General features: G+C 64.0%; 21 protein-coding genes. 9 read left to right on the plus strand and 12 right to left on the minus strand.

The genetic code is table 11. The annotated features are described in order from the left end of the window. The first annotated feature begins 193 nt into the window (after positions 1–193). Positions 194–1,891: a 30S ribosomal protein S1 gene (gene rpsA / locus P9272_RS12295; RefSeq protein ID WP_128257147.1), complete on the plus strand. Its 1,698-nt coding sequence runs from the start codon at positions 194–196 to the stop codon at positions 1,889–1,891. Between the two features lie 132 nt (positions 1,892–2,023). On the opposite strand, the gene P9272_RS12300 is transcribed toward rpsA, so the two are convergent. The 4 genes from P9272_RS12300 to P9272_RS12315 all read right to left on the minus strand — a co-directional run bounded on the left by P9272_RS12300 (position 2,024) and on the right by P9272_RS12315 (position 6,107). Beyond that, on the minus strand, positions 2,024–2,731 hold the full coding sequence (locus P9272_RS12300; RefSeq protein ID WP_128257148.1) for an SDR family NAD(P)-dependent oxidoreductase: 708 nt from the start codon (positions 2,729–2,731) through the stop codon (positions 2,024–2,026). A gap of 188 nt (positions 2,732–2,919) precedes the next feature. Beyond that, positions 2,920–4,500, minus strand: coding sequence for a 5-guanidino-2-oxopentanoate decarboxylase (locus P9272_RS12305; protein WP_278160743.1), 1,581 nt, complete (start codon positions 4,498–4,500; stop codon positions 2,920–2,922). A gap of 87 nt (positions 4,501–4,587) precedes the next feature. Next, entirely contained in the window at positions 4,588–5,265 is a 678-nt protein-coding gene (locus P9272_RS12310; protein ID WP_278160744.1) for a TetR family transcriptional regulator C-terminal domain-containing protein, read from the minus strand. After that, positions 5,235–6,107 (minus strand): dimethylarginine dimethylaminohydrolase family protein, encoded by an 873-nt coding sequence (locus tag P9272_RS12315; protein WP_128257151.1) that lies wholly within the window; start codon positions 6,105–6,107, stop codon positions 5,235–5,237. The genes P9272_RS12310 and P9272_RS12315 overlap by 31 nt, the downstream gene beginning before the upstream one ends. 210 nt (positions 6,108–6,317) lie before the next feature. Between P9272_RS12315 and P9272_RS12320 the strand changes: the two genes are divergently transcribed. From P9272_RS12320 to P9272_RS12345, 6 genes are all read left to right on the plus strand, one after another. Further along, positions 6,318–7,133, plus strand: a complete 816-nt coding sequence (locus tag P9272_RS12320; RefSeq protein WP_112128289.1) for an ABC transporter ATP-binding protein — start codon at positions 6,318–6,320, stop codon at positions 7,131–7,133. A 56-nt stretch (positions 7,134–7,189) separates the two neighbouring features. Then, on the plus strand, positions 7,190–7,987 hold the full coding sequence (locus tag P9272_RS12325) for a transporter substrate-binding domain-containing protein (RefSeq protein WP_128257153.1): 798 nt from the start codon (positions 7,190–7,192) through the stop codon (positions 7,985–7,987). A gap of 195 nt (positions 7,988–8,182) precedes the next feature. Then, positions 8,183–8,848: an ABC transporter permease gene (locus P9272_RS12330; RefSeq protein ID WP_278160774.1), complete on the plus strand. Its 666-nt coding sequence runs from the start codon at positions 8,183–8,185 to the stop codon at positions 8,846–8,848. Further along, complete coding sequence (locus P9272_RS12335) at positions 8,848–9,657, plus strand: ABC transporter permease (protein ID WP_128257155.1); 810 nt, start codon at positions 8,848–8,850, stop codon at positions 9,655–9,657. Before P9272_RS12330 ends, P9272_RS12335 begins: the two co-directional genes overlap by 1 nt. Positions 9,658–9,813: 156 nt before the next feature. Beyond that, positions 9,814–10,815, plus strand: a complete 1,002-nt coding sequence (locus P9272_RS12340; RefSeq protein ID WP_278160745.1) for an Ldh family oxidoreductase — start codon at positions 9,814–9,816, stop codon at positions 10,813–10,815. Between the two features lie 376 nt (positions 10,816–11,191). Next, positions 11,192–12,175: a complex I NDUFA9 subunit family protein gene (locus P9272_RS12345; protein ID WP_278160747.1), complete on the plus strand. Its 984-nt coding sequence runs from the start codon at positions 11,192–11,194 to the stop codon at positions 12,173–12,175. A gap of 8 nt (positions 12,176–12,183) precedes the next feature. Here the strand turns inward: P9272_RS12345 and P9272_RS12350 are convergent, their stop codons facing one another. Next, positions 12,184–13,554, minus strand: coding sequence for a cytochrome P450 (locus tag P9272_RS12350; RefSeq protein ID WP_278160748.1), 1,371 nt, complete (start codon positions 13,552–13,554; stop codon positions 12,184–12,186). Between the two features lie 180 nt (positions 13,555–13,734). On the opposite strand from P9272_RS12350, the gene P9272_RS12355 reads away from it, so the two are divergent. Next, positions 13,735–14,307 carry an NADPH-dependent FMN reductase gene (locus P9272_RS12355; protein WP_128261425.1) on the plus strand — a complete coding sequence of 191 codons (573 nt, stop codon included), beginning with the start codon at positions 13,735–13,737 and terminating at the stop codon, positions 14,305–14,307. Between the two features lie 239 nt (positions 14,308–14,546). Then, positions 14,547–17,018, plus strand: a complete 2,472-nt coding sequence (gene gyrB / locus P9272_RS12360) for a DNA topoisomerase (ATP-hydrolyzing) subunit B (protein ID WP_128261424.1) — start codon at positions 14,547–14,549, stop codon at positions 17,016–17,018. 90 nt (positions 17,019–17,108) lie between these two features. Here gyrB and P9272_RS12365 read toward each other — a convergent pair whose 3' ends face one another. The 7 genes from P9272_RS12365 to P9272_RS12395 form a co-directional block, all read right to left on the minus strand. Then, positions 17,109–18,506, minus strand: coding sequence for an NAD(P)(+) transhydrogenase (Re/Si-specific) subunit beta (locus P9272_RS12365; RefSeq protein WP_278160749.1), 1,398 nt, complete (start codon positions 18,504–18,506; stop codon positions 17,109–17,111). A gap of 1 nt (position 18,507) precedes the next feature. Continuing rightward, the gene (locus tag P9272_RS12370) at positions 18,508–18,930 is read right to left on the minus strand and encodes a proton-translocating transhydrogenase family protein (RefSeq protein WP_112128301.1); all 423 of its coding nucleotides are present in this window, start codon (positions 18,928–18,930) and stop codon (positions 18,508–18,510) included. Further along, positions 18,930–20,183, minus strand: coding sequence for a Re/Si-specific NAD(P)(+) transhydrogenase subunit alpha (locus P9272_RS12375; protein WP_278160750.1), 1,254 nt, complete (start codon positions 20,181–20,183; stop codon positions 18,930–18,932). Before P9272_RS12375 ends, P9272_RS12370 begins: the two co-directional genes overlap by 1 nt. An 86-nt stretch (positions 20,184–20,269) precedes the next feature. Continuing rightward, positions 20,270–20,494, minus strand: coding sequence for an aa3-type cytochrome c oxidase subunit IV (locus tag P9272_RS12380; protein WP_128261295.1), 225 nt, complete (start codon positions 20,492–20,494; stop codon positions 20,270–20,272). A 148-nt stretch (positions 20,495–20,642) separates the two neighbouring features. Beyond that, positions 20,643–20,792: a DUF3096 domain-containing protein gene (locus P9272_RS12385; RefSeq protein ID WP_278160752.1), complete on the minus strand. Its 150-nt coding sequence runs from the start codon at positions 20,790–20,792 to the stop codon at positions 20,643–20,645. Between the two features lie 193 nt (positions 20,793–20,985). Continuing rightward, positions 20,986–21,678 (minus strand): hypothetical protein, encoded by a 693-nt coding sequence (locus P9272_RS12390; RefSeq protein ID WP_278160753.1) that lies wholly within the window; start codon positions 21,676–21,678, stop codon positions 20,986–20,988. A gap of 419 nt (positions 21,679–22,097) precedes the next feature. Continuing rightward, positions 22,098–24,413: an EAL domain-containing protein gene (locus P9272_RS12395; RefSeq protein ID WP_128261298.1), complete on the minus strand. Its 2,316-nt coding sequence runs from the start codon at positions 24,411–24,413 to the stop codon at positions 22,098–22,100. Positions 24,414–24,528: the final 115 nt, after the last annotated feature.

Below are 24,528 nucleotides of genomic sequence, written 5' to 3' on the forward strand. Positions count from 1 at the left end.
GGGCTTTTTCGGTTGCCTCGGGCGGCGAAAATACCCATATCGGGCACGAACCAGCCTGCCAGCATTCTTCATGCGCCGGACTTGCCGCTTCAAAAGCGGCCAAGGGCTCTTCAGCCCGGAACGCCGGCAGGCTCACGCAACGCTAACCCACGGCGCCCGCTCCGCCAGCGCGCGGAGCATTCCAGGAGAAACAATGTCAGTAGCTAATCCGTCTCGCGACGATTTCGCGAGCATGCTCGAAGAATCTTTCACCGCCGGCCATTCCGGCGAGGGCCAGGTTGTCCGGGGCACGATCACCGCGATCGAAAAGGACATGGCCATCATCGACGTCGGCCTCAAGGTCGAAGGCCGCGTGCCGCTGAAGGAATTCGGCGCCAAGGGCAAGGAATCTTCCCTCAAGGTCGGCGACACCGTCGAAGTCTATGTCGAGCGCATCGAGAACGCGCTTGGCGAAGCCATGCTGTCGCGCGAGAAGGCTCGCCGCGAGGAGAGCTGGGTGCGCCTCGAAGAGAAGTTCACCAAGGGTGAGCGCGTCGAAGGCGTCATCTTCAACCAGGTCAAGGGCGGCTTCACCGTCGATCTCGACGGCGCCGTGGCGTTCCTGCCGCGCAGCCAGGTCGATATCCGTCCGATCCGCGACGTCACCCCGCTGATGCACAACCCGCAGCCCTTCGAGATCCTCAAGATGGATCGCCGCCGCGGCAACATCGTGGTGTCGCGCCGCACCGTGCTCGAGGAGAGCCGCGCCGAACAGCGTTCGGAAATCGTGCAGAACCTCGAGGAAGGCCAGGTGGTCGAAGGCGTGGTCAAGAACATCACCGACTACGGTGCGTTCGTCGACCTCGGCGGCATCGACGGCCTGCTGCATGTCACCGACATGGCATGGCGCCGCGTCAACCATCCGACCGAGATCCTCAACATCGGCCAGACGGTCAAGGTGCAGATCATCCGCATCAACCAGGAAACCCACCGCATCTCGCTCGGCATGAAGCAGCTCGAGTCGGATCCGTGGTCGGATATCGGCACGAAGTTCCCGATCGGCAAGAAGATCAAGGGCACCGTCACCAACATCACCGACTACGGCGCGTTCGTCGAGCTGGAGCCGGGCATCGAAGGCCTCATCCACGTTTCGGAAATGTCGTGGACGAAGAAGAACGTGCATCCCGGCAAGATCCTGTCGACGACCCAGGAAGTCGACGTGGTCGTGCTCGAGGTCGATCCGGCCAAGCGCCGCATCTCGCTCGGTCTCAAGCAGACGCTGGAGAACCCGTGGGAAGCCTTCGCGCGCAACCATCCGGTCGGCAGCCAGGTCGAGGGCGAGGTCAAGAACAAGACCGAATTCGGCCTGTTCATCGGCCTGGAAGGCGACGTGGACGGCATGGTGCACCTCTCCGACCTCGACTGGACCCGTCCGGGCGAGCAGGTCATCGAAGAGTACAATCGCGGCGACATGGTCAAGGCGCAGGTGCTCGACGTCGACATCGAGAAGGAGCGCATCTCTCTCGGCATCAAGCAGCTGGCCCGCGACACGGTCGGCGAGGCGGCCAGCAGCGGCGAGCTGCGCAAGAACGCCGTCGTCACCTGCGAGGTCATCGGCGTGAAGGACGGCGGTCTGGACGTGCGGCTGGTCGACAGCGGCATCGAGACCTTCATCAAGCGTTCCGACCTTTCGCGCGATCGCGACGAGCAGCGCCCCGAGCGCTTCACCGTCGGCCAGAAGGTCGACGCCCGCGTCATCGCCTTCGACAAGAAGACCCGCAAGCTGCAGGTCTCGATCAAGGCGCTGGAAATCGCCGAGGAAAAGGAAGCGGTCGCCCAGTACGGCTCGACCGACTCGGGCGCCTCGCTTGGCGACATTCTTGGCGCGGCGCTGAAGAAGCAGGGCAACTAAGCCAAGCTTCCTGTCGAACAACAAAGCCCCGCCGGATCGCTCCGGCGGGGTTTTTCTTTGTCGGGATATGAGAGCAGTTCCAGGAAAAGTGTCAGCGATTCTCCGTCCGCAATTGCGTAAGAGGGATAGCCGTCAGGCCCTGCCGTAGAGCGGGACAAGCGTGCCGCTCATGGCCTGATTGGCGGGCGAGGCAAGATAGGCGATCGCTTCGGCCGCGGCCTCCAGGCTGACCCATTTGCTGAAATCGGCGTCCGGCATGCTGTCGCGATTGGCCTGCGTGTCGAGCGTCGAAGGGGCCACCGCATTGACCAGTATGCCCTTGTGCTTCAACTCCTCGGCCATCGCCACCGTCATTGCCGCGACCGCCGCCTTGCTCGCCGTATAGGCAACCATGCCTGAACCTTTGCGCGGTTCCAGAGCCGCCCGCGCGGTGACGTTGACGATGCGGCCGGCTGTGTTGGAGGCCAGCATCGAGCGCACCGCGGCGCGGCTGCACAGGAAGGCCGTGCGGGCGTTGGTGTCCATCATCTCGGCGAAAGAGGCCGACTCGATTTTTTCGACCGGCGCCATGGTGAAGCCGCCGGCAAGATGGATCGAGGCCCAGAGCTCGGGCACCTGATGGTAGAAAGCTTCGACCTTGGCGGAATCCGACAGGTCGACATTATGCGCCAGATGCACGCTGGCATGGGCTGCGTAGGGAAAATGCGGCGGGGCCGCCGCATGGGCATTGGGCACATGGCAGATGGCGCCTTGCTCCAGCAACCTGCCGACAACCGCGCCGCCGAGCGCCCCAGTGCCGCCCGTGATCACGACATGCCTGCCATTAAGCGTTTCCGTCATACTTCGACCGCTCCTGTCATTTTTTTATGATTATATCTTGGGTTATGCCGCCCCAGGCTCGAACGTCGCGCCTTTCACGCTGTCACTCAATTGAAATATCGGCATGGCTGACGCAGCGTCTTTGCATGTGTCGGGCCACGGCGGGCGGCGCCAATCGCCAGCGCGCCGGCACCGTCCGCACCAGCCTTTCAGTCGACGGTGATTTCGATGATGCGCGGCTTGCCGGTCGCCCGCGCCCGCTTCAGCGCCTCGGCAAGACCACCGACCCCAATCAATCGCTCGGCCGCGATGCCATAGGCCTCCGCGAGCTTGCAGAAATCCGGCGGCGCCGGCGAGACGCCGACCGGCTCGACGCCGACATCGAGCATCGAAGTCTCGATCTCGCGATAGCCGCGATTGTTCCAGACGACGAAGATCACCGGCGTGTCGGCATCGAGCGCGGCGCCGATCTCCGGCAAGGTGAACTGGAAACCGCCATCGCCGGTGAGGCACACCACGGGGACTTGCGGAACGGCAAGCGCTGCGCCGATGGCCGCCGGCGGACCATAGCCCAGCGCGCCGAAGCCAGTCGCGGCGTTGAACCAGCCGCCGGGACGGTCGTGGTCGTAATAGAGGTTGGCGGCATAGATCGGCTGGGTCGAATCGCCGACGATGATGGCGCCCGGCAGCGCATCGCGGATCATCTCCACCGCGCGCACCTGCGCCAGGTATTCCGGCTTCAGTTCGGCCCGCGCGGCCTGGCGCGCCGCGGCCGCGCGAGCCTCACCGTCTTTGGCCGCAGGCTGACCGGGCCCGATTGCCGACAGCAGAGCCTCAATGCCTTCGGCGCAGTCCGCCTGGATGCCAACCGTCACCGGCCGGCGCGCGATCTGGTCGGCGCCGATATCGATGCGGATCAGGTTCCCGGGCAGCACGAAGCCGCCATCGCCATAGCCGTCATAGTCGGTCGGGCCGAACTCGGTGCCGGCGGCAATCACCAGATCGGCGCCGGCCATCAGCGCGCGCACGGCCTTCAGACTCGGACTCGCTGGCACGCAAAGCCGATGGCCATGCAACAGGCCGCGCGCATTGGCGGTCTCGACGACGGGGGCGCCAAGCGTCTCGGCCAGGCGCCGCAGCGCCGCGTCGGCCTTCCTGGCGCCGCCGCCCGAAAGGATCAGCGGGCGGCTTGCGGCTTTGATCAACTTCGCCGCCTCGGCGACCGCTGCCGCGTCCGGCGACGGCGGCGCGGCGTTGCTCAATGCTGCCGCGATGCCGTCGGCGGGCTTGACCATGACGTCGGTGGGGATCTCGATATGGACCGGGCCCGGCCGCGCCGACGAGAACAGCGCGAAGGCGCGGGCGAGCGCACCCGGCAGTTGCGCAGCCTCGGTGATGCGCTCGGAAGACAGCGCCACCTTCTCCATCATGCCGCGCTGGTCCGGCAGTTCATGCAGAAAGCCCAGACCCTTGCCCAGCGTATCGGTGGCGTTGACGCCGGAGATGACCAGCATCGGCACGGAATCGGCGCGCGCCTGGCCCATGGCGGTGATGGTGTTGGTTAGCCCTGGCCCGGTGATGACGAAGGCAACGCCTGGCCGGCCGCCGGCGCGCGCATAGCCGTCGGCCATGAAGCCGGCGCCCTGCTCGTGACGCGGCGTGACATGACGGATCCTCGAACGCGCCAGGCCGCGATAGAGCTCGACCGTATGCACGCCGGGAATGCCGAAGACGGTGTCGACGCCATGCGCCTCGAGCAAGGTGATCAGCGCTTCGCCGATGGTGGTCATTGGTCTTCTCCCGTTACAGCGGGTCACTGTTCCAGCGACCCGCTCTGTCTCTTCTTTCTTACGCAATTCCGGACGGAAAACCGCTTCTCACTTTTTTTGGAATTGCTTTTCCGGCGCGAGGCCGAGCTCGGCCTCTATGGCTTTGATGCCGATCGCCGCCAATTCGCCAGGCGAGAACATCTCGCCGGCCAGGCAGCCTTCGATCCAGAGCCCGTCGATGATCGCGTTGATCGCGATGGCATGGTGGCGCAGTTCGTTTGCGTCCGGCTTGCGCCGCTCGGCGGCGAGCACTTCAGCCACGACCGCTTCCACCTCATTGCGAAAGCCGAGATAGCCCTCGCGGTGGGCGCGGGCGAGCGTCGGATCGGCGCCGGCACGGCCGATGAAGGTCGCCCAGAGCGAGAATACTCGCTGGTCGATGATCGGCGCGTTGAGGTTGGCGGTGACAAAGGCCGCAAGACGCTGGCGCGGCGAGGCGTTTTCCATGACCAAAGCCGCTTTCGCCTGCTCGGTCATGCGGCCCATCAATGCCGCATAGGCCTCCTGCAGCAAGTCTTCCTTACCAGGAAAATAGTGGCGGATCAGCCCGGCGGTGACGCCGGCCCGCAAGGCGATGGTGCGCAAGGTGGCGCCCTCAAGGCCATGCTCCGCAACGCTGTCCAGGGTCGCGTCGATCAGGTCCTGCCGCCGCCGCTCCTCGCCCTCGCGGCGGAACTTGCGGCGCGACGGCGCATTCATTGGCGCAGGATCGGCCGCGTCAGGCATGTCGGCCCGCCTTCGCAAGCGATGCATAGCGCATCCGCCTCGAAGATTTCGACCGTGCAGCCGGCGGCTTCCATCGCGGCTTTGGTCTTGGGAAAGCCGGCCACGGCAATGACCTTGGACGGGCTGGTCGGCAGCACGTTCAAGCTAAGACCGTTGGACACGGCGAACTCTTGCGGATCGCCTTCGACCAAGCGGATGCCACGCGCCTTCAGCATCTGATAGAACGGGGCCGGCAGAAGCGGTGAATAGACCAGGGCGAGGTCGTCGGCCAGGGGGCTGATCACCGACATCAGATGCAGGCACGCCTCTTCGCCCTGCCACAGCGGCAGGTCGAAGCCGTAGACGGAAATGCCCAGCGGCGTCAGGAGGTTGGCAACCTGCTGGATGCCTTCCTGATTGGTGCGAACACCGCGCCCGATCGCCAGCGTGCGGGCATCCACCCATACACAGTCGCCGCCTTCGACCTGGCCGGGCGGCTCGACGCGGCCGAGTATCGGAACACCAAGCCTTCTATATGTTTCCTCGTGCAGCGAGGGCTCTTTGGCGCGCAATGGCTTGCCCATGGACAGGATCAGCGCGCCGCGATCCGTCATCAGCGATGGGTCATGCGTGAACACCGAATCCGCGAGACCGTCGGCCTTGTCCTCGATCCACTCGATCTCGGCGCCGGAAGCCGCCACCAGATCGGCAAGGACCGCGTGCTGCGAGGCCGCCTTCGCCGGGTCAAAACCCGGGCCATAATGCCAGGCAGCCCTGTCAGCGTCTCGCATGGCGTTGACCGCCGAACGCATCAGCACGCGCCGCAGCGGCGCCGCCATGGACTGTGATCCGAAAGCGCTCATCGATGCCCTTCTAAGATGAAAAAAAGTGAAAAAATTTCATGAAAGGCTATTTATACACTTGCACAACAACGCCGCAAGTGCCGTAATGAGCGGGATTGACGGGCTCGCGCTGTCGGGTCCATGCTGAGGTCTGGAGCGGGCAGTACAGCGTATGTTGATTAGCCGGATGGACGTTCGACGACCTGCCTTGGACCGTATAGAGGTCGCCCGGTGAGCGTGGCGGACGCTGCCCCAGTCCAATCCGGCAAGGCGCAAAGCGCCGCCGCCGAAGCCATCCATGTCGAGAACTTGCACAAGAAATTCGGTCAGCTGCATGTGCTGAAGGGCGTTTCGCTGTCGGCGCGGGACGGCGAGGTGGTTGCCATCATCGGCGGCTCCGGCTCCGGCAAATCGACGCTCTTGCGCTGCATCAACTGCCTGGAAAACCCGACCAGCGGCATCATCCGAGTCAATGGCGAGGAGATCAAGCTCAAGGCCGACAGCCACGGCCATACCGTTCCGGCCGACCGCCGGCAGATCGAGCGGATCCGCTCCCGGCTCGGCATGGTGTTCCAGAATTTCAACCTGTGGAGCCACATGACGCTGATCGAGAACGTCATCGAGGTTCCGGTGCATGTGCTCGGCGTCAAGCGCGACGAAGCGATCGCCCAGGCCGAGAAATTGCTTGCCCGCGTCGGGCTGGCGGAGAAGCGCGACGTCTATCCGGCCTTCCTGTCCGGCGGCCAGCAGCAGCGCGCCGCTATCGCCCGGGCGCTGGCGATCAATCCCCGCGTCATGCTGTTCGACGAGCCGACGTCGGCTCTCGATCCGGAACTGGTCGGCGAGGTGCTGAAAGTGATCGGCGACCTGGCGCGCGAGGGGCGCACCATGGTGCTGGTGACGCATGAAATGAAGTTCGCCCGCGAGGTCGCGACGCATGTCGTCTACCTCTACAACGGGCTGGTCGAGGAGGAGGGTCCGCCAGAGCAATTGTTCGGCGCCCCCAAATCCGAAAGGCTCAAACAATTCCTCCGCAATGTCGGCTAGGAGCCGGCATCAAGCGGGGCGAAAACCGGGAACGACAACAAACTGGGAGTCCTAACATGAAGACTGTTCTCAAGACATTCGCGGCAGCGCTGCTTCTCGGCGTCGCGGCGATGGGGGGCGTGGCCAAGGCCGAGCAGGTCAAGATCGGCGTCGCCGCCGAGCCCTACCCGCCTTTCACCTCGCCCGACGCCAGCGGCAAATGGGTGGGCTGGGAGATCGATTTCGTCAACGCCGTCTGCGCCGAAGAGAAGCTCGACTGCGTGATCACGCCGGTTGCCTGGGACGGCATCATCCCGGCGCTGACCACCAAGAAGATCGACGCCATCGTCTCCTCGATGTCGATCACCGACGAGCGCAAAAAGACGATCGACTTCTCGGACAAGTACTACAACACCCCGACCGCAATCATCGGGCCGAAGGACCAGAAATTCGGCGCCACGCCTGACGATCTCAAGGGCAAGGTGATCGGCGTCCAGGTGTCGACTGTGCATGCGGTCTATGCCAAGAAGCATTTCACCGGCGCGCAGGAGATCAAGGAATACCAGACGCAGGACGAAGCCAACAACGATCTGGCCGCCGGCCGTATCGACGCGGTGCAGGCCGACTCGATTGCGCTCGGCGAATTCCTGAAATCCGACCAGGGCAAGGCCTGCTGCGACCTGAAGGGCATGGTGGCCCCGGACGACGAGGTGCTTGGACCGGGCGTCGGCGCCGGCATCCGCAAGGAAGACACCGCGCTCAAGGAAAAGTTCAACGCCGGCATCAAGGCGATCCGCGCCAACGGCAAATATGACGAGATCTCGAAGAAGTATTTCGACTTCGACATCTATGGCGGCACCCCGCAGTCGAACTGAACCCTCTAGCAAATGAGTGAGGGCATGGCGCACACGCCATGCCCAATCCTTGCCACGCACGCCTGCCGCTGACCTTGGCTTCAGTGGCTCGCCAGCTATCCGGGGGCGAAGCTGATCGACGCCTTTCTTCCGGCCTCCGCGGCCGGCATCATCGAACTCCTGTCGCCGGTGGCGCCCGGCTGGGGCGGCACGCTGCTGGTTGGCCTGCTGCATTCGCTCGAGATCGCCATCGGCGCCACCTGCCTTGGCCTGCTGATCGGTACCGCCGGCGCCTTCGGCAAGCTCTATGGCGGCCCGGTGACGCGCGATCTGCTCGCGGTCTACACCACCGTGGTCCGCGCGGTGCCGGAACTGGTGCTGATCCTGCTGCTCTATTATGCCGGCACCGACCTCATCAACCAGGTGCTGGCGGCGATGGGCTATAGCCGTGTCGACATCAGCGGGCTGGCGGCCGGCATTTTCGTGCTGGGTTTCGTCCAGGGCGCCTACTCCACCGAGGTCATCCGCGGTGCCATCCTCGCTATCCCGCAAGGCCAGATCGAGGCCGCACGCGCCTATGGCATGCCACCCGGCCTTATGCTGCGGCGCATAACCATGCCGGCAATGCTGCCCTTCGCGATCCCCGGCCTTGCCAATCTGTGGCTCATCGCCACCAAGGACACCGCGCTGCTTGCCGTGGTGGGCTTCTTCGAACTGACGCTGGCGACGCGCCAGGCGGCCGGCGTCACCAAGGCTTATCTGCTCTTCTACGTCGCAGCCGGCGTGCTTTACCTCGCGGTGACACTCTTCTCCAACCTGATCATCGGCCGCGTCGAGACCTGGTCGCGGCGCGGCATGCCTTCCGTCAAGGAGGCGCGCTGATGTCGGCCGAAGCCACCGCGATCGACATGGCGGCGCGCGCCTCGATCTGGCTCAAGCCGCATCGCATCGTGCTCATCCTGGTCGCCTTGGCGCTGGTCCTCTGCGCGGCCTTCTTCATGCGCTGGGACTGGCTGCCGCAATATTGGGAAATGGGCCTGATGGGCATATGGCGGGCGCTCTGGATCCTGGCCGTCACCTGCGCGCTGGGCTTTGCGCTTGCGGTGCCGCTCGGGCTCGCCCAGGCCGGCGGACCGATCTGGTTCTCGGCACCGGCCAAGGTCTTCTGCACCATCATCCGCGGAACGCCGCTGCTCCTGCAGCTCTGGCTGCTCTATTACGGACTCGGCTCGATCTTCCCGCAATATCCGTGGATCCGCGAATCGTGGCTCTGGCCGTATCTCAGGCAGGCCTGGCCTTATGCCGTGGTGGCGCTGACCTTCTCCTTCGCCGGCTACGAGGGCGAAGTTATGCGCGGCGCCTTTGCCGGCGTGCCGCGCGGACAGCTGGAGGCCGCCCGCGCCTTCGGCATGAGCCGCTGGAAGATCTTCCGCCGCATCTGGCTGCCGCAGGCCTTCTATCGGGCGCTGCCGACCTTGACCGGCGAGACCGTGCTGCAGCTGAAGTCGACACCGCTGGTGGCGACGATCAGCGTCATCGACATCTTCGCTGTCTCGTCCAAGGTGCGCCAGGACACCTACCTGACTTATGAGCCTTTGCTGCTTCTGGCGCTGATCTATATGACGATCACCGGCATTCTCGTCTTCGTGTTCAGCCGGATCGAGGCGCGGATTCCGGTGAAGATCGGATAGTAGGGGAGTAGGGAAGTAGGGGAGTAGGGGAGTAGGGGAGTAGGGGAGTGTTCAGCTCGATGCGCATTCACATTTCCATGCCCATTCGCTATTCGCTCCATAATTTCCCCCTACTCCCCTACTTCCTTATTCCCCTACTCCCTCAGGACAGCCACCATGCAACTCACTCTCGAGCAGGCAACAGGCCTATGTAGGATGGCGGCACTAGGCGCCGGCGCCAATGAGGAGGCGGCGCAGTCGCTGACCGCTTCCACCATCGCGGCCGAGGCCGAAGGCCTGTCGACGGTCGGATTGTCGCATTTTATCGATTATCTGGAGGCGCTCGAAGCCGGCCGCATTGACGGCAATGCCGATCCGGCAATCACCAGGCCGGCGCTCGCCGTCTATCTTTCGGATGCGCGCGGCGGGCTTGCCCATACCGGCTTCGACCGGACGATTGACGACCTAATCAAGGCGGCAAGATTGTTCGGCGTGTCGATCTTCTCGCAGAAGAACGCCTATACATGCGGCGCGCTCGGCTATTTCACCGGGCGGCTGGCTGAGCAGGGGCTGGTGTCCTTCGCCGCCACCAACGGGCCGGCCCTGCTTGCAGGCTCAGGCTCGGTCAAGCCGGTCTATTGCACCAACCCTATGTCCTTCGCCTCGCCTGCCGCCGACGGGCCGCCGCTGGTCATCGACCAGTCGTCGAGCGCTACCGCCTTCGTCAACATCCGCAAGGCGGCCGAGGACGGCAAGAAGATCCCCGAAGGCTGGGCGCTTGATGCCAGCGGCAACCCCACCACCGACCCGGCAGCGGCGATGAAGGGCGCGATGCTTGCCTTCGGCGGCCAGCGCGGCGCCAACATCGCCTTGATGGTCGAGGTGCTGGCCGCCGGTATTTCCGGCGCCAACTGGTCGCTCGATGCGCCCTCATTCACCGGTGGCAAAGACAGCCCCGGCACAGGCCTCTTCGTTCTCGCCATCGAGCCCAAGCTGCTCGATCCGGAATTCGAGCAGCGCATGAGGGACCAGCTCGACCGGCTGCGGCGGCGCTATGGCGTGCATATTCCCGGTCGCTCGCGCGCCGAGGCCGCGGAGAAGGCAAAGGCGCGCGGCATCACCACGTCCAGGGCGGTGGTGCAGCGCATTTCGGAATTCGCCGAGCGTTATTCGGCCTGATTTTTCCGGTGCGAATGAACCTTTTCCCGGCCTGACAGCACCCCCATCCGGCATCCCACGCCGCGAACCGGCTGGTTGGCTTCGTCCGGCTCGCGGCTGGCGGTGCGCCGCGCCGGGCGTTCACGGCGGGACGGGCGTGCTTGCTTCACGCCAGCTTGATACCGTCTCAGTCAGGCCGCCTCGTTGGGCCCTGTTTCGACGTGGACACTGCCCGTAAAACCCCGCTTCAGCGGGTTTTCCGTTTTCTTCAAACGCGGCGGAGCGGCATTCTGGGCAAGTGCAAGATCATGGCAGTGGCGACCTCCGGTCGCTCTTTGCCTTTGGCGAGAAACGGATTATGAAACGGCTTCAGCCAAGCATTCGCGCGGAGCCAGTCATGACCGAAATCCTGCAGACCCCCAAGCTCGTCGTCGTTTTCGGCGGCTCGGGCTTCGTTGGTCGCCATGTCGTGCGTGCGCTTGCCAAGCGCGGCTATCGCATCCGGGTCGCCTGCCGACGGCCCGACCTTGCCGGCCACGTGCAGCCGCTCGGCAATGTCGGTCAGATCCAGCCCGTGCAGGCCAATGTGCGCGTGCGCTGGTCGGTCGACCGCGCCGTTCAGGGCGCAGACCACGTCGTCAACCTCGTCGCGATCCTGCATGAGACCGGCCGCCAGAAATTCGGCGCCGTGCACGATTTCGGCGCGCGCGCCGTCGCCGAGGCCGCACGCTCGGTCAGCGCCGGCCTCACCCACATCTCGGCGCTCGGAGCCGATCCGAATTCCCCGTCCAGCTACGCCCGCACTAAGGCGCTCGGCGAAAAGGCGGTGTTCAATACGATTGCGGACGCCGTCATCTTCCGCCCCTCGATCAATTTTGGCCCGGAGGACTCCTTCTTCAACCGCTTCGCCAACATGGCGCGCTACTCTCCGGTGCTGCCACTGATCGGCGGCGGACAGAATAAGCTGCAGCCAGTCTATGTCGGCGACGTCGCCGAAGCGGTGGCGCGCTCGGTCGACGGCAATGTCAAGGGCGGCCAGGTCTATGAGCTCGGCGGCCCGCAGGTGCTGACCTTCAAGGAATGCATGGAAGAGCTGCTGACGGTCATCGAGCGCCGCCGCCTCCTGGTGCCGGTGCCGTGGTGGGTGGCGAACATCCAGGCCTCGATCCTCCAGCTGCTGCCCAATCCGCTCCTGACCAAGGATCAGGTGCTGCAGCTGCACGAGCACAATGTGGTCTCGGACGAAGCCGCCAAGGCCGCCAGGACACTGGCGGGGCTAGGGATCCAGCCGCAGGCGATCGCCACCATCCTGCCCAGCTATCTCTGGCGCTTCCGCGCCGCAGGCCAGTTCCAGCAGCGCCGGCCGATCGCCGATCGTTAGAAATCGGCCTACGTCCGCCGGGAGACCTGCATCGGCAGGCCGCCCTGCGGTTGCGTGGTCAGCTTCTGCACCGGCCACGGCCGCGTCTCGGCCGTCACATCAAAGCGGAATCGCGACAACAGGATCGCCAGCGCGACGATCGCTTCCTGCATGGCGAAGCTGGCGCCGATGCAGACACGCGGGCCGGCGCCGAAGGGCAGGTACTGGAAGCGATCGATCTTGTCGCGGTTTTCCGGGTGGAAACGCTCCGGCATGAAGGCGTTCGGCCTGTCCCAGAGTTTTCTGTGGCGGTGCACGACCCAAGGCATCACCAGCACGGCGGCGTATCTCGGAATATAGAGGCCGCTCCAGGTCTCCGGCTCGATCGGCTCACGGTTGATGGAGGGCGCCGGCGGATAGAGCCTGAGCGCCTCCTCGAAGGCCGCGCGGGTGAAGGGCATGGCGTCCAGCCACTTGGTCGGATCGGGCTCGCGCGCCAGCACGGCGTCGATCTCCTGCTCGACCTTGTCGCGCTCCCAAGGTGCTTCGGCCAGGCAATAGATGGTCCAGCCCAGCGCCCGCGCCGTAGTCTCGTGGCCGGCGCCGATGAAGGTGATGATGTTGTCCTCGACTTCGGCGCGGGTCAGCCCATCCGGCCCTTCGGCGCGCAGCAACAGCGTGAGAAAGTCCTGCGGCACCCCGCCCGGATCCCGCTTCATCCGCTCTTCGCGCATCCTCACCGTGTCGGCGACGATGTCGCGGAAATAGGCCATGGTCTTGCGGCCGCGGATGCGGGTAAGGCGCGGCAGCCATTCCGGCGCGCGCAAAAGGTCGAGCGGGTCGACGCGGCCCATGGTCTCGAACAGGCGATCGATCTCCTTGGCGAAGCTGCCCGGCTCGCCAGCGATCTCGCCGGAAAACAGGGTCTCTGCCAGAATATCATAGGTGAGCAGCGTCATGTCATGCGCGACATCGGTCGTGCCGCCTGCTTCATAGCGGGTGACGAATTCCAGCGTGCGCTTCAGCATCGGCCCGGCGAAGCCGAAGATGTGGCGCGGCGTGAAAACCGGCGCAATTGCCTTGCGCGAGCGCTTCCAGACCTCGCCCTCGGCAGTCAGCAGTCCGTCGCGCAGGATCGGCCGCAGGATCAGCTGGCGTACGGTCGCCATCTTGTAGTTCCTGGCGTTGTCGATCAGCACGTGGCGGATGAGGCCGGGATCGTTGGCGACGATCAGATGTCCGCCGACACCATTCGCCGAAATCCAGGGTTCGTTGTAGGTGTGCTCGCCCCACAATTCGAGCGGGTTGCGGTAGACGATGCGCATCATCTCCAGCGTCGAAGGCGGCTCTGTGCGTGGCTTCGGCGCCGGCGGCACGAAGGGGGCGGGCTTGGTGTCCATGGAGATGCTCCGCTGTCATCGCCAATGTAGTGCCCGGCAAGGCCGGCGTCCATGTGACCGGACGGCAGCACACCATCAGCGACATCGCCGGAACGTGACCGCATCGGCCAATAACTGCTTGTTGTCGGCGGCAGCCTGCGTTAGTCACCAATGGATACCGCCAAAGCAGGAGCCCCTCCCGTGAAGCATCGGTTGAACATCATCATCGGCAGCACACGGCCTGGACGCGCCGGCCCGATCTTCGGCGAATGGCTGGAAGGATTCGCGCGCGAGCACGGCAAGTTCGAGCCGGCGCTGACCGACATCGCCGCGTTCAACCTGCCGATGCTCGACGAGCCGCACCATCCGCGTCTGCGCAAGTACGAAAACGACCACACCAAGGCGTGGTCGAAGGCGATCGACGCCGCCGACGCCTTTGTGTTCGTGGCGCCGGAGTACAACTACTTCGTGGCGCCCGCGATTGTGAACGCCATCGACTACCTGCTCCATGAATGGCGCTACAAGCCTGCGGCGATCTTCAGCTATGGCGGCGTGTCCGGCGGATTGCGCGCGGCGCAATCGCTGAAGCCGTTGCTCACCTCCGTCGGCGTCATGCCGATCCCGGAAGGCGTGGCGCTACCCGCCTATGCGACGTTGCTCGATGAGCACCGGGCTTTCCACCCGAGCGAGCAGGTGCAGGGAGGAGCTAAGACCATGCTCGATGAACTGTTGCGCTGGAGCGAAGCGTTGAAGGCATTGCGCGCCGCCGCATAGGCAAGAAATTCTCCGGTGCGGCACTCGCGAGCCGCGTTTCGGCGCTGCTTTCGCGGTCGGACGCTCGCCTGATAAGGCCAGCATCTCATGCAGGCGTGGAAAGACCGCTCGCCAAGTCGGCAAAATGGCCGCAAACCTTGGAAAAGCAACCGTTTGCGCCTATATCTAGGACATCAAAACGGCGCGATTCGCGGCCATTTTTCCGCGCCGGACCAGCGACATCAATCAGACAGGTTTTCATGAGCGATCAGACCGAAAGCGCCAATGGCGCGGAAGCCGAGTACGGCGCCGATTCCATCAAGGTTTTGAAGGGGTTGGACGCGGTGCGCAAGCGGCCGGGCATGTATATCGGCGACACCGACGACGGCTCGGGCCTGCATCACATGGTCTATGAGGTGGTGGACAACGCCATCGACGAGGCGCTGGCCGGCCATGCCGACCTCGTCTCGGTGACGCTCAACCCCGACGGTTCGGTCACCGTCATCGACAATGGCCGCGGGATTCCTACCGATATCCACCCCTCGGAAGGTGTTTCGGCGGCCGAAGTGATCATGACGCAGCTGCATGCCGGCGGCAAATTCGACCAGAACTCCTACAAGGTCTCAGGCGGCCTGCACGGCGTCGGCGTCTCGGTGGTCAACGCACTTTCCGCCTGGCTAAAGCTCAAGATCCGCCGCAACGGCGAGATCTTCGAGATGAGCTTCACGCATGGCAATGCCGACGCGCCGTTGAAGGTGACCGGCAGCTACGTGCAGGACAAGCAGCCCGGCACCTATGAAGGCCGCAGCGGCAGCGAGATCACCTTCTTCCCATCGGCCGAGACCTTCACCATGGTCGAGTTCGATTACAACACGCTGGAACACCGGCTGCGCGAGCTCGCCTTCCTCAATTCCGGCGTGCGCATCGTGCTGACCGATGCACGCCATGCCGACCTCGTGCGCCACGAGTTGCACTATGACGGCGGGCTGGAAGAATTCGTCAAATATCTCGACCGCGTGAAGAAGCCGCTGATCGAGGCGCCGATCGCCATCCGCGCCGAGCGCGACGGCATCACCGTCGAAGTGGCGATGTGGTGGAACGACAGCTACCACGAGAATGTGCTGGCCTTCACCAACAACATTCCGCAACGTGATGGCGGCACGCATCTGGCCGGCTTCCGCGCGGCGTTGACCAGACAGATCACCGGCTATGGCGAGTCTTCCGGTCAGACCAAGAAGGAAAAGGTGTCGCTAACCGGCGACGACTGCCGCGAAGGCCTGACCGCTGTTCTCTCGGTCAAGGTGCCGGACCCGAAATTCTCCTCGCAGACCAAGGACAAGCTGGTCTCCTCCGAGGTGCGCCCGGTGGTGGAAAGCCTGGTCAACGAGGCGCTGGGCACCTGGCTGGAAGAGCATCCGAGCGAAGGCAGGGTGGTGGTCGAGAAGGTCATCCAGGCGGCCGCGGCGCGCGAAGCCGCGCGCAAGGCGCGCGACATCACGCGCAAGAGCACGCTCGGCGTCACCTCGCTGCCCGGGAAGCTTGCCGACTGCCAGGAGCGCGATCCGGCGAAGTCGGAAATCTTCATCGTCGAGGGTGACTCGGCCGGCGGCTCGGCCAAGGGCGGCCGCTCGCGCCAGAACCAGGCGATCCTGCCGCTGCGCGGCAAAATCCTCAATGTCGAACGCGCGCGCTTCGACCGCATGCTCTCCTCCGACATGATCGGCACGCTGATCACCGCGCTCGGCACCTCGATCGGCAAGGACGAGTTCAACGCCGACAAGCTGCGCTACCACAAGATCATCCTGATGACCGACGCGGACGTCGACGGCGCCCACATCCGCACGCTGCTGCTCACCTTCTTCTTCCGGCAGATGCCGGAGCTGATCGAGCGCGGCCATCTCTACATCGCCCAGCCGCCGCTTTACAAAGTGACCCGGGGCAAGAGCTCGCAATATCTCAAGGACGAAAGCGCCTATGAGGAATATCTGATCGGGTCCGGGCTGGACGAGGCGTCGCTGGTGCTGGCCTCCGGCGAGGTCCGCACCGGACAGGACCTGCGCAGCTCCGTCGACGACGCTCTGGCGGTGCGCCAGCTGATCAACGGGCTGCACACGCGATACAACCGCAGCGTCGTCGAGCAGGCGGCGATCGCCGGCGCGCTCAACGCCGATGTGCTTGCCGATCTTGGCCGCGCCAACGCCATGGCCGAGCGCGTCGCGCAACGGCTGGACATGATCGCGGAGGAGACCGAGCGCGGCTGGACCGGCCGGCTTTCGACCTCCAATGACGGTTCGGGCGGCTATGTCTTCGAGCGCACCGTGCGCGGCGTGAAGGATGTGGTGCAGCTCGATGCTGGCCTGATCGCTTCGGCCGATGCGCGCCAGCTCGATCGCTACGCGCCGCGGCTTTCGGAAGTCTATGGCGAGCAGCCAACGCTGCGCCGCAAGGAGACCTCGGAGCTTGTTTCGGGACCGCTGGCGCTGCTCAACGCGGTGTTCGCTTCCGGCCGCAAGGGCCTCACCATGCAACGCTACAAGGGCCTTGGCGAGATGAATGCCGAGCAGCTCTGGGAAACCACGCTAGACCCCAATGTGCGCTCGCTGCTGCAGGTCAAGGTCAACGACGCGACCGACGCCGATTCACTGTTCTCGCGGCTAATGGGCGACGAGGTCGAGCCGCGGCGCGAGTTCATCCAGGACAACGCGCTGTCGGTGGCCAATCTCGACATCTGAGTGCAAGTCACACATTCAAAGAAGAAAGGCCCGGCGTCTGCCGGGGGCGGCGTCTGCCGGGCCTTTCTCTTTTGACGCCTTCAATCAGGCTCAGTGATCCATCGCCTTGACTATTTCCTCGGTCATCTTCTTGGCGTCGCCGAGCAGCATCATGGTGCCGTCCTTGTAGAACAGCGTGTTGTCGATGCCGGCATAGCCGGAGCCGAGCGAGCGCTTGACGAAGAGGCAGGTGCGGGCCTTGTCGACGTCGAGGATCGGCATGCCGTAGATCGGCGAGGACTTGTCGTCCCGGGCGGAGGGATTGGTGACGTCGTTGGCGCCGATGACATAGGCGACGTCGGCCTGCGCGAATTCGGAGTTGATGTCCTCCAGCTCGAACACTTCGTCATAGGGCACGTTGGCCTCGGCAAGCAGCACGTTCATATGGCCGGGCATGCGGCCGGCGACCGGATGGATGGCGTATTTGACCTCGACACCGTTGGCCTTGAGCTTGTCGGCCATCTCACGCAGCGCGTGCTGCGCCTGGGCGACGGCCATGCCGTAGCCTGGCACGATGATGACCTTCTGCGCGTTCATCATCAGGTAAGCGGCGTCGTCAGCCGAGCCCTGCTTGACGGTGCGCTCGATACCGTCATCGGCAGCGGCGGCCGTCTCGCCGCCGAAGCCGCCGAGGATGACCGAGATGAAGGAGCGATTCATGCCCTTGCACATGATGTAGGACAGGATCGCGCCGGACGAGCCGACCAGCGCGCCGGTGATGATCAGCGCAAGGTTGCCGAGGGTGAAGCCAAGCGCTGCCGCCGCCCAGCCCGAATAGGAATTCAGCATCGACACCACGACCGGCATGTCGGCGCCGCCGATCGGTATGATCAGCAGCACGCCGAGCACCAGCGAGGCGGCGACGATCAGCCAGAAGACCAGCTTCGATTCGGTGGCGACCAGAAGCACGATCAGCACCACAAGGGCGACGCCGAGCGCGATGTTGATCAGGTGGCGGCCACCGATCATGATCGGCTTGCCGGACATCCGGCCGTCGAGCTTCAGGAAGGCGATTACCGAGCCGGTGAAGGTGATGGCGCCGATGGCGACGCCCAGGCTCATCTCGACCAGCGCCTGGGCATGGATATCGCCCGCCGTGCCGATGCCGAAGCTTTCCGGCGCATAGATGGCGGCCGCGGCCACCATGACGGCGGCGAAGCCGACGAGCGAGTGGAAGGCGGCGACCAGCTGCGGCATCGAGGTCATGGCGATGCGGCGCGCGGTGACGGCGCCGATACCGCCGCCGATCGCGAGGCCGAGCACGATCAGGCCGAAGCGGCCGGCCGAGGGTGTCGCCAGGGCCAGCGTGGTGGCAATGGCAATGCCCATGCCGATCATGCCGTAGAGATTGCCCTGCCGGCTGGTGGTCGGATGCGACAGGCCGCGCAGCGCCAGGATGAACAGGATGCCGGAGACGAGATAGAGGAAGGAAGCGAGATTGACGGTCACGTCACTTTTCCTTCTTCTTGTACATGGCGAGCATGCGCTGGGTCACCAGGAAGCCGCCGAAGATGTTGACCGAGACCAGCACCAGCGCGACGAAGCCGAAGCCCGCCGCAAGGCCGGAAGCGGCGATGCCGACGGCGAGCAGCGCGCCGACGACGATGACCGAGGAGATGGCGTTGGTGACGGCCATCAGCGGCGTGTGCAGCGCCGGCGTCACCGACCAAACGACATAATAGCCGACGAAGATCGCCAGCACGAAGATGGCGAAGCGGAAGACGAAGGGATCGATGGCGCCGCCCGAGAGCGCGTGCGCGGCATTGCCCGCAGCCTCGGCGCCAGCAGGCGCGTTGGCAAGATCCTGCACCGCCAGCCGTACGGCGGCGGTCGCCTGATCGAGTTGGTCGAGAGCTTTCTGCAAGGCGTCCATCACGCGGTCCCCTTAGGCTTGGCTGCGGCCTTCTTCTTTGCCGCCGGCTTCGCGTCGGCGGCTTCGGCAACCATGGCCGTCGCCGGAATGGCCGCCGGCTCGGTGCGCGGCTCTTCGGCCGCCTTGGCGAAGTTCGGATGCACGACCCGACCACCGTCGGTCAGCATCGTCGCCTTGACCAGCTCGTCATCGCGCTTGATGGCGAGCGTCTTGCTCGTCTTGTCGACCATCGTCTCGACGAAGGCGTAAAGGTTCTTGGCGTAGAGCAGCGAGGCCGAGGCCGCGACACGGCCCGGCACATTGAGATGGCCGACGATCTTGACGCCGTTTTCCGTCGTCACGACCTTGCCGGGAACCGCGCCCTCGACATTGCCGCCGCGCTCGACCGCAAGATCGACGATCACCGAACCCGGCTTCATCGAGGCGACCATGGCCGCCGACACCAGCTTCGGCGCCGGCCGTCCAGGGATCAGCGCCGTGGTGATGACGATGTCCTGCTTGGCGATGTGCTCGGCGGTGAGCGCGGCCTGCTTGGCCTGGTATTCCTTCGACATCTCCTTGGCGTAGCCGCCGGCCGTCTCGGCCGCCTTGAACTCCTCGTCCTCGACCGCCAGGAACTTCGCGCCGAGCGACTGCACCTGTTCCTTCACCGCCGGCCGCACATCGGTGGCGGTGACGATGGCGCCGAGGCGGCGCGCGGTGGCGATCGCCTGCAAGCCCGCGACGCCGACGCCCATGATGAAGGTCTTGGCGGCCGGCACGGTGCCCGCCGCGGTCATCATCATCGGCAGTGCGCGATCATATTCGGCGGCCGCGTCGATCACCGCCTGGTAGCCGGCAAGGTTGGCCTGCGAGGACAGCACGTCCATCACCTGCGCGCGGGTGATGCGCGGCATGAATTCCATGGAGAAGGCGGTGATGCCGGCCTTGGCCATGGCGGCCACCGCGGCATCGTTGCCATAGGGGTCCATGATGGCGATCACGGCGGCGCCGGATTTGTAGCCCTTCAGCTCGGCATCCGTCGGCCGGCGCACTTTCAGCACCACGTCGGCCTTCGACGCATCGGTCGCCTTGCCGATCGCGGCACCTACCGCAGCAAAATCCTGGTCGGGGATGCGGGAGCCAAGGCCGGCGCCCTTCTCGACGATCACGTCGAAGCCGAGACCAGCCAGACGTTTCACCGTCTCCGGCGAGGCCGCGACGCGCGGCTCGTTCGGGTCAAGCTCACGAGGGATGAACACTATTTGTCCCACCGGACGATCCTTTCGGCTGGAACCTTGATTACGCAAGGCGTCGGCCGGGACGTCCGGCGACGTCGAGGGCGATGGGCTTGGGAAGTCTACCGCAGAATAAGAGTGCCGATGGCCGTGATCAGAATGAACACGATGAGGCCCGAGAAAAAGCCGCCGACGAAGAAACCGAAGGCCATGGCGATGAGGATGGCGGCGCAGACCAGCGAGCCGTATTTGGCAAGGCTGAGGAAGGCCTTGTAGGTGCGATCGTGCTCGGCATAGTCCATCTGCGCGCCAAGCTCGACTGGACCGGCGGGCGTGTGATCAGCCATGGAAGTACCCCTTCGAAAAAGCCTTCGAGGCACATAGCGAAAAGCCGAACCAAGAGCAATGGCGCTATTGCCGCACAAGCTGCGACAACAGCCTCAAATGAAAGTTGAAATCGAAAAGGGAAGCCGTCCGCGCCGCGGACGCGGGATCTCAGCTGGCAAGGTGGGGAAACAGGCCGAGCAGGCGGACAACGATCAGGTAAAGCGCGACAATGTAGTTAAGCAACCGGGGCATCACCAAGATCAGCACACCGGCGATCAGCGAGATAAGCGGCGTCAACGCGATTGAATGGATGGTCATTCCGAGATCCTTTTCTATGACGGGCGCGGACGCCCGTCAGGCGGGGCTGCGGAGAGAGCGAGGTTCACCGTTTCACGGAAACGATGAATCTCGCTATCTCGTTGTTTGACGCAATTCCGGACGGAAAACCGCTCACACTTTTCCTGGAATTGCTCGAATAACGGCGCAGCCGGCGAAAGGTTCACCCCTGCGTTCAGGCAGCCGTGCGAAAGAATTTCGCCGTCGGCACAATCGACAGAGGCGTCAGCCGGTTGATGGCCGGATTGCCGAACATGAGCCGCTGCTCCATCGGCGTCGATTTGAAGAACGGTAGCCGTTCGAGCGTCCGGCGCATGTTTTCGCCAGCCGGAATTTCGAACAAGGCAATCGAGGCAAGAACGCCCGGAAACTGCTTGGCCTCGCTCCTCTGCACGGCATTGAAGAAACGCGCGTAGAACGCGGAATGCTCGAGCTTGACCGGCGTCAGCACCGAGTCCTGACCGAAGTAGCAAGAGGCGACCATGGCGATCCTGAGAGTCAGGAAAGGCAGCACCCCCGGCGCCGGCGCGCTGTCGGGATCGGTTGCGAAGCGGGTTCCGTCAATGAACGTTTCGCCGCGGGCGAGCCGTGGAAGCAAGACTTCGGGATAGGCATCGATCGAAGGCGAGTATGGCTGCTCACTGGAAATATAGTGGAAGCGCAGTGTGCTGACCAATTCACCGTAACAATAGACGCCGAACCGGTAGGAATTGGGCAGATTATCCCAGCGATCCTCAAACATTCCACTGGCGATCGGGCCACACATACCTGAGCGCAGATAGGAATTGTAGCGAAGCCGGTAGATCGCCTCCAGATCTTCACCCCCGGTGATGAGACGATATTCGACATGATCCAGCAGTTGCATCATGGATCGGTTGAGTGCCGAGTCCATCCTAGCGCTGGCGTCAGCCGACGCACTCTTCCTCGCAACATCCATCGTCAGTCCCTCGAACCCCGCCTGGAAATAGGCTATTCGAGTTGAAATGAGACACAAGCTGAAAATTCGATATTGCTGATTTACCGCTTGTTAACCTTAATAGCCGCGGCCGTTAGACCGGCTCGCACACAAGAAAAGCAAACACCACAGCCGGCGGTTGTCCGGACCGACCTGACGACGGTTATTCGAATTACTCGAAAATCAAAGCTGGACCCACCAAGACCCAGCGGGCCTGATCCGCGCCAGAACGATCGCCAATCTTGCGAGAAGGTTTCGCAGTTTCGCGGAAACGGAGAGCTGCTTGATCTCTTGCAATTACCGGCGAAAAACCGCTTACACGTTTCCCGGAATTAGCTGGCTGTCCGTTTGCCGGCGATATGCAGGTCCGCGGCAAATGGCCATGTGACGCTCGACATCGTCTCGATGCCCGACGCGCTCAGCGCGGCGCCGAAGAGGAAGCCCTGCACGAAGTCCGGCTTGACCAGATGAACCAGCGTCTTCAGCTGCTCGAAGGTCTCGACCCCTTCGATGGTGACCGAAAGGCTCAGCGTCCGGGACAGGCCGACAATGCCCTTCAAAAGATCCAGCGACTGCCGGTTCTGGTTCAGATCGACCAGGAACGAGCGGTCGATCTTGATCTTGTCGAGCGGCAGCTTGTGGAGATAGCTAAGGCTGGAATATCCGGTCCCGAAATCGTCAAGCGCGATGCGAACGCCAAGCGCCTTCAATTCCTCGATCGACTCGCGCGTCAGCGACTTGTCGTCGAGCAGGGCGGTCTCGGTGACCTCTATCTCGAGCCGGTGCGCCGCAAGGCCCGACTTCGCCAAGGCTTCCCTGACCTTCTGGACGATATCGCGGCTGCGGAAGTCCTTGGCCGAGAGGTTGACCGACACGCTGGTCTGTGCCGGCCATTTGGCGCATTCGGCGCACGCGGCCTCCAGCACGAACGTGCTTATGTCCGAAACGATGCCCATCTCCTCGGCGAGCGGAATGAAGACGCTGGGCGAGATCGGGCCGAGGTCGGGATGGTCCCAACGGCAGAGCGCCTCGCAACTGGCGATGCGCATGGTGCTGACGGCCACGATCGGCTGATAGACGACGCGCAAGTCCCTGGCCTGCACGGCGTTGCGCAGATCGGCCTTCATCAGCTGGCGATTGCGGAAAGCGGCATCCATGGCCGCCTCGAACAGCCGCCAGCTGTTCTTGCCGAGCTCCTTGGCCTTGTAGAGGGCAAGATCCGCCTTGACGATCATGGCGTCCGCGTCGGTATCCTTCACCTTGGACAGCACCGCGCCGCCGCTGGCCTGGATGCGCAACCCGTGGCCGGCGACATCCACTTCGCCCTGCAGGTCCGCGAATATCTGGTCAAGCAGGGTGCTGAGATGGCTCTCGTCCTCGACGCGATCGAAGAAGACCATGAACTCGTCGCCGCCGAAGCGGCTGACGGTGATGCCGGGTCCGGCGATCGCCGCGAGACGCTCGGCCACGGCATAGATTAGCCCGTCGCCCACCGGATGGCCGAGCGTGTCGTTGACGCTCTTGAAGTCGTCGAGATCGAGCACGGCGAGGCCGCAGAGCCGGTCCTGGTCTCCGGAGGCCATGGCCTCGCCGACCAACTCATGGAAATAGGCGCGGTTCGGCAAGCCGGTCAGATTGTCGTAGCGCGCCATGAAGCGGATCTTCTCCTCCGCCTCGACACGGGCCGTCACGTCCTCGAAGGTGATGACGCCCAGCTCCTGACTGCCTTCACGGGCGGAGAATTCATAATGCTGGCCGTTGGCGAGCGAGACCAGCACCTTGCGGTCGCGGCCTTCGCGCAAGGCGCGGGTCAGCTGCGCCTCGATGTAGCGGCAGTCTTTCGGCGCCAGCATGCCGCCGGCGACGCCGCGCATCAAAAGCCCATGGATCGAGCGCCCCAGCAAGGCGTCGCCCGATTTCAGCGACATCAGGCGGGCGGCCTCGGCATTGGCCACGGCGACGCGCCCGTCTGGCCCCAGCATGACCAGGCCATGCGACATTGTGTTGAGCGCGCGATCGAACCGGCGCGTCAGGTTCCTGGCCTGCTTGTGCCCGATGACGGCGGAGAAGAGCACGTTGCGGACATGGTCGGCGCTGTTGATGGTGATGAATGTCAGCGGGATGATCATCAGGCCGAGCAGGACCGACGGGAAATCCATGCGCAGCAACAGCCCGAGCGCCGCCGGACCGATGAAGGTCACGGAGAATATCCGCACCATCTGCGGGGAGCCGTAGTTGCGGCCGACAACCGTGACCAGGGTCGCGATCGTCAGCGATGTCGCGGCCAGCTCAGCGAAGGGATCGGGATAGACGTAGATCGATATGAAGCACAGCGAACCGAGACCGAGACCCTGAAGGCTGCCTTTAAGGATGTAGTTGCGCTCCCACCGCCGGGCTTCCTCGACATTGGCGATGGTGCCGCCTTTCTTCAGGAAGCCGCGTATGCCAACGTAACGGAAAAGGCTGATGGAGAGCAGGCCGAAAGAAAATGCCAGAAACAGCGGATTGAGCGTCCGCCAGTAGATCATGAATCCGAGGATCCAGTAGCAAACGCCACCGATCACCAGCATGTGGGCGTTGTCGAACAACGACCGCACAAACTGGATATAAACATCCGCCGGGATGTTCTCGGTCTTTGTTCTACCCATGCCGTTGGCCCAACACTACGCCTTGTCATGCCACACCCGCCTTAAGAAAGGCTTAGAACGGCGCTTCATGCCGGTTGCAGAGGGTTGAGGCCGGCGGGACAGATCAGGAAATTCA

Origin of the sequence: Mesorhizobium sp. WSM4976 (assembly GCF_029625685.1) — a bacterium.
GTDB lineage: Bacteria > Pseudomonadota > Alphaproteobacteria > Rhizobiales > Rhizobiaceae > Mesorhizobium.

Bases quoted from the DNA above. Each gene is read 5' to 3' on its own strand.
- gyrB (WP_128261424.1), top strand. From the start codon at position 14,547: ATGAGCGATCAGACCGAAAGCGCCAATGGCGCGGAAGCCGAGTACGGC.
- P9272_RS12305 (WP_278160743.1), bottom strand. From the start codon at position 4,500: ATGACCACCATCGGCGAAGCGCTGATCACCTTGCTCGAGGCGCATGGC.
- rpsA (WP_128257147.1), top strand. From the start codon at position 194: ATGTCAGTAGCTAATCCGTCTCGCGACGATTTCGCGAGCATGCTCGAA.
- P9272_RS12310 (WP_278160744.1), bottom strand. From the start codon at position 5,265: ATGCCTGACGCGGCCGATCCTGCGCCAATGAATGCGCCGTCGCGCCGC.
- P9272_RS12380 (WP_128261295.1), bottom strand. From the start codon at position 20,494: ATGGCTGATCACACGCCCGCCGGTCCAGTCGAGCTTGGCGCGCAGATG.
- P9272_RS12345 (WP_278160747.1), top strand. From the start codon at position 11,192: ATGACCGAAATCCTGCAGACCCCCAAGCTCGTCGTCGTTTTCGGCGGC.
- P9272_RS12300 (WP_128257148.1), bottom strand. From the start codon at position 2,731: ATGACGGAAACGCTTAATGGCAGGCATGTCGTGATCACGGGCGGCACT.
- P9272_RS12350 (WP_278160748.1), bottom strand. From the start codon at position 13,554: ATGGACACCAAGCCCGCCCCCTTCGTGCCGCCGGCGCCGAAGCCACGC.
- P9272_RS12335 (WP_128257155.1), top strand. From the start codon at position 8,848: ATGTCGGCCGAAGCCACCGCGATCGACATGGCGGCGCGCGCCTCGATC.
- P9272_RS12390 (WP_278160753.1), bottom strand. From the start codon at position 21,678: ATGATGCAACTGCTGGATCATGTCGAATATCGTCTCATCACCGGGGGT.
- P9272_RS12385 (WP_278160752.1), bottom strand. From the start codon at position 20,792: ATGACCATCCATTCAATCGCGTTGACGCCGCTTATCTCGCTGATCGCC.
- P9272_RS12340 (WP_278160745.1), top strand. From the start codon at position 9,814: ATGCAACTCACTCTCGAGCAGGCAACAGGCCTATGTAGGATGGCGGCA.
- P9272_RS12315 (WP_128257151.1), bottom strand. From the start codon at position 6,107: ATGAGCGCTTTCGGATCACAGTCCATGGCGGCGCCGCTGCGGCGCGTG.
- P9272_RS12325 (WP_128257153.1), top strand. From the start codon at position 7,190: ATGAAGACTGTTCTCAAGACATTCGCGGCAGCGCTGCTTCTCGGCGTC.
- P9272_RS12370 (WP_112128301.1), bottom strand. From the start codon at position 18,930: ATGGACGCCTTGCAGAAAGCTCTCGACCAACTCGATCAGGCGACCGCC.
- P9272_RS12395 (WP_128261298.1), bottom strand. From the start codon at position 24,413: ATGGGTAGAACAAAGACCGAGAACATCCCGGCGGATGTTTATATCCAG.